Below are 3541 nucleotides of genomic sequence, written 5' to 3'. Positions count from 1 at the left end.
CTTCGAAGCGCGCCCGCCGGTCGCCAGGGGCCGCATCGCCGGCGGGCCCGCCCTCGGGCGCTGCGCGCCGAGCCAGCACACGTAATCCACGATCTCCGTCACCACGGCGAACTGCCAGGGCGCGGTGCTGCCCAGGTCCCAGAAATCGGCGGGCTTGGCCGACAGCTTGTGGTGCGGCAGGGCGGCCGCGCGGTCGGACAGCCAGGCGAAGCCCGAGCCCCGGCAGCCGAAGAACTTGTAGGGCGCGATGTTGATGCCGTCCACCGGCGTCTTCTGCAAATCGATGAGGCCGTGCGGCGCGTGCTGCACCGCGTCCACCAGGATGTACAGGTCGGGCCGGATGGCGCGGGCCCGGCGCACGATGGCCTCCAGGTCCAGCTTGGCGCCGGAGATGTTGGAGGCGTGGATCACGTTGAGCACACTGGTGCCCTCGTCCACCAGGGCCACGATGGCGTCCACGTCCACGCCGCCAGTGGCGCGGTTGCTGGGCGCCACGCGCAGCTCGCGGCCCATCTCGCGGGCGTAGCGCTCCATGGCGTCGTACGACGAGGGGTGCTCCAGCACGGTGGTGACCATGTTGGTGCCCGGCACGTTCTGCGCCACGGCCCGCACCATCTCGAACATGGCGCCCGAGGCGGTGAGCGCGGCGTACACGCTGCCGCCCGTGGCGTTGAGCAGCAGCCGCACGTCGGCCACGCCGGCGGCCTGGATATCCTGCAGCTCGCGCGCCGTGGCGTGGATGCGCTCGGTGTTGTCCGGCACGGCATCGATCTGCGCGAAGCGCTCCACCGCCGCCTTCAGCCGGAACGAGCCGCCCGCGTTGTCGAAATACAGCCGCTCGTGGCCGTGGTGGTCGCGCTCCACCTGCAGGAAGCGCTCCCGCACCTCGCGCATCAGGGCGTCGGAGAAGAGGCGGCCCTGCGGGTAGGGTGTGGTGTTGCTGTGGCCTGCCATCACACGCCCTTGTTGCTGGGGTTGCGGAAGGCCTCGCGCACGGCGTCGGACATGGGGAAGTTCAGGTTCACGTTGCTCGGCGGGATGGGCTGGGTGAACCAGCGCGCGTACAGCCGCTCCATTTCGCCGGAGCGCATCAGGCCGGTCACCGTCTGGTCCACCAGGGCCTGGAACTGCGGGTCGTTCTTGCGCAGCATGATCCCGTAGGGCTCCTGGCGCAGCACCACATCCTTGAGGATGCGGAAGTCGCCCGGGTTGGGCGCGGTGGCGATCAGGCCGGCCAGCTGCACGTCGTCCAGCACGTAGGCGGCGGCGCGGTCGCTGGCCAGCAGCAGGAAGGCGTCGGCCGTGTCCTTGCCCGAGATTTCCTGCACCTCCAGGTTCTCGGCGCGCTTGTAGGTGCGCAGCAGCTGGATCGACGTGCTGCCCGCCACGGTGGCCACCGTCTTGCCGGCCAGGTCGGCCAGCGACTGGATGCCGGAGTTCTTCTTCACCGCCACGGTGATGTTGGTCACGAAATGGCTGGGCGCGAAGTTCACGTGCTGCTGGCGCACGACCGAATTGGTGGTGGTGGCGCAATCCAGGTCCACGGTGCCGTTTTGCAGCAGCGGAATGCGGTTGAGCGAGTTGAGCAGGGTGTATTGCACGCGCAGCGTGGGCAGGCCGAGCTTGGCCTTCACCGCCTCGGCGATCTTCAGGCAGATGTCGTTGGAATAGCCGATGGGGTCGCCGCTGCCGGTGGGCTTGTACGAAAACGGAATGGAGCTGTCGCGGCTGCCGATGATGAGGGTGCCGCTCTCCTTGATCTTGCGCAGGGTGTCGATTTCCTGGGCGCTGGCCGCGGTGGACAGCAGGGCGGCGCAGACCGCCAGGGACAGGGTGCGGCGCAGGGCGAAGGCAAGGGGGCGGGGCAGGCGGTGCATGGCGGGCTTTCGGAAGAGGGCGCTGGGGACCTCGCGTTGGCGAGGGGCTGAAAGGCATTCTCAAAGCGCCGACGCTTTTGAAAAAGCGATTTTTTTGTGCTCGAATCGGATGAATAAAAGTGTTCTGAACTCCCCGCCATGATGACCTTCAAGCAACTCGAAGCGCTGTACTGGATCGGCCAGCTCGGCGGCTTCGCGCAGGCGGCCCAGAAGCTGCACACCTCGCAGTCGGCCGTGTCCAAACGGGTGCACGAGCTGGAGCTGCTCTTCGACACGCCGCTGTTCGACCGCAGCCAGCGCACGGCGCGGCTGACCGAAAAGGGCGAGGAGATGTTCGTGCTCGCCCGCAAGCTGCTGCGCCAGCGCGATGCGGCGGTGGAGCAGTTCGGCAAGCCCGGCGTGATCGAGCGGCGCCTGCGCATCGGCGTGACCGAACTCACCGCGATGACCTGGCTGCCCCGGCTGGTCGCCCTGGTGCAGCAGCACTACCCCAAGGTGACGCTGGAGCCCGATGTGGACGGCAGCCTGCCCCTGCGCGACAAGCTGCTGGCCGACGAGCTGGACCTCATCATCGTGCCCGATGCCTTCGCCGATGCGCGCCTGCCGGCCAAGGCCATCGGCCAGGTGGAAAGCGCGTGGATGTGCAAGCCCGGGCTGGTGCCGGCCGGCACGGTGCGGCTGCACGAACTGGCGCGCCACCGCCTGCTGGTGCAGGGCAACGCCTCGGGCACCGGGCGGCTCTACGACGCGTGGATGAAGGAGCGCGGGGTGGAACTGGCCGACGCCATCGTGGTGAGCAACCTCGTCGCGCTCACGGGCCTCACCGTATCGGGCCTGGGCGTGGCCTACCTGCCCCGGCACTGCCTGGCGCCGCTGATCGCGGCGGGCATGCTGGCCGTGATTGACGTGGTGCCCGCGCTGCCCAGCGTGCCCTACGTGGCCATGCACAAGGGCGAGCACCGCAGCGCGCTGGCCGCCTCGATCATCATGCTGGCGCAGTCGTGCTGCGACTTCACGCGCGCCTTCCAGGCGCAGGCCGATGGCGCGGCGTGATGCCCTCGGGCAGCGCGTGCCCGGGGCCTGCGCGCCGCCTCAGGGCCTGGCCGCGGCGAGCGCCTGCTGGATCCAGCCGTCGAAGGTCTTCTGGTGGGCCTTGATCCAGCCGTCGGTGTGGCGCGCCACGTCGGCCGGCTGGTTCTGGCCGTTCTTCATCGCCAGGTTCTGGGCGTTGATGTCGCCCACGGGCAGCTGCATCACCTCGAACAGCCGCGCGGCGGCGGGGTTCTTCTCGGCGAAGGCCTTGTTGGCCACGATGCGCTGGGTGTTCAGCACGAAGCCGTAGTTCTTGCCGTCGGGCAGGGCGGTGTCCTGCCCGGCCTGCGCGCCCGGCAACGAAGACCGCGGCACCTGCAGCCACACCACGTCCTGGCCCGGGCGCAGCACGCCGCTCACCCAGTAGGGCGTCCAGGTGTAGTAGAGGATGGGCTGGCCCTGCTTGAAGCGCGCGATGGTGTCGGCGATCAGCGCCGAGTAGCTGCCCTGCACGTGCGTGACCGTGGCGCCCAGGCCGAAGGCCTTCAACTGGTGCTCGATCACGCCCTCGCAGCCCCAGCCGGGGTTGCAGCCCGTGAGGTCGGCCTTGCCGTCGCCGTTGGTGTCGAAGA

The 3541-nt window shown here is 69.2% G+C and carries 4 protein-coding genes; 1 reads left to right on the top strand and 3 read right to left on the bottom strand.

The window, feature by feature from the left end; genetic code table 11:
- On the bottom strand, positions 1–954 hold a 954-nt coding region (locus AC27IO_RS21905; protein WP_498740738.1), incomplete at its 3' end, for an aminotransferase class V-fold PLP-dependent enzyme.
- On the bottom strand, positions 954–1877 hold the full coding sequence (locus tag AC27IO_RS21900) for an amino acid ABC transporter substrate-binding protein (protein ID WP_498740737.1): 924 nt from the start codon (positions 1875–1877) through the stop codon (positions 954–956). The genes AC27IO_RS21900 and AC27IO_RS21905, both read right to left, overlap by 1 nt.
- A 141-nt stretch (positions 1878–2018) precedes the next feature.
- Here AC27IO_RS21900 and AC27IO_RS21895 point away from each other — a divergent pair, with 141 nt between their 5' ends.
- A complete protein-coding gene (locus AC27IO_RS21895; RefSeq protein ID WP_272553302.1) occupies positions 2019–2930 on the top strand; it encodes a LysR family transcriptional regulator in 912 nt (303 codons plus the stop codon).
- Positions 2931–2969: 39 nt separating this feature from the next.
- Here AC27IO_RS21895 and proX read toward each other — a convergent pair.
- A partial coding sequence (proX, locus tag AC27IO_RS21890) for a glycine betaine/L-proline ABC transporter substrate-binding protein ProX (protein ID WP_498740735.1) occupies positions 2970–3541 on the bottom strand: 572 nt, incomplete at its 5' end.

Source organism: Acidovorax sp. KNOB132 (assembly GCF_057541515.1).
Note: the sequence above shows the minus strand (reverse complement) of the source record. Positions and strands in the feature narration are given on the sequence as shown.

Coding starts and splice junctions, on each gene's coding strand:
- AC27IO_RS21900 (WP_498740737.1), bottom strand. CDS start 1,877: ATGCACCGCCTGCCCCGCCCCCTTGCCTTCGCCCTGCGCCGCACCCTG.
- AC27IO_RS21895 (WP_272553302.1), top strand. CDS start 2,019: ATGACCTTCAAGCAACTCGAAGCGCTGTACTGGATCGGCCAGCTCGGC.